The sequence below is a fragment of the Wocania ichthyoenteri Th78 genome (assembly GCF_000789235.1).
GTDB lineage: Bacteria > Bacteroidota > Bacteroidia > Flavobacteriales > Flavobacteriaceae > Wocania_A > Wocania_A ichthyoenteri.
This window is the reverse complement of record NZ_AUYN01000016.1, coordinates 1-777: the sequence shown is the minus strand read 5'-3', so window position 1 is coordinate 777 and position 777 is coordinate 1. Positions and strand designations below refer to the sequence as shown.

Below are 777 nucleotides of genomic sequence, written 5' to 3'. Positions count from 1 at the left end.
GTAATCTTTATAAAACACATAATCGGGTGCCACAGCACCTAGTAAATCTACTTTAACCTCGTTAGTGTGTATATTGCCTTTTACTGCTAGTTTTGCGTCTGGGGTTGTTGTGCCGATGCCGACATTATTAGAAAAATAAATAGGCCATCTAGTACTACTTGTTCCTATTACTCTTCCTGAGATTTCTATTTTTCCTGTAATACTACTAGAAGGATTAAAAACGGGTGTACTTAAAACTGGGATTCCAGAGTCTACAGTAATATTTACATTTACTGGGTTATTAATTCCAACAAAATGAATATCTAAAACATACTTTCCATTGTTAGAACCTGCACGTATTTCGTCTATATGATTTTGATTATAAAATTTATTATTGATAATATTTATAGAACCACCTTGGTCGTATGCCATCGTGGACACATACATTGATATATCTGTCAATCTATTATTACCTAATCCCCCTGAAATCCTTACTAAACCAGCTTTGTTTCCCATACCTTCAATAATTCTATACCATCCATCGCCATTAGAAAGTGTAACTGTTGTTGTAGTTTGTGAAAAGACTGTGTTTCCTATGATAAAGAGGCATATATAAATAATTGTTTTCATATTTTTTAATATTAATTTTTAGATTTTAGTAAAACTTCAATTTTTTGTAATCTTTCTTCTAAAACTTCAACTTTAGAAGCCTGCTTTTTTAATGTGTTTATTTCTTTTTCTTGCTGTATCGTATAAAGCATCAATTCTTCAATTTTTTCAAGCAATTTTAAGTTCATT

1 pseudogene is annotated in these 777 nt (G+C 30.6%); it reads right to left on the bottom strand.

From position 1 onward, the window contains the following. Positions 1-609 (bottom strand): annotated as a pseudogene (locus RG22_RS00040) (tail fiber protein); the annotation flags it as partial. Positions 610-777 lie beyond the last annotated feature (168 nt).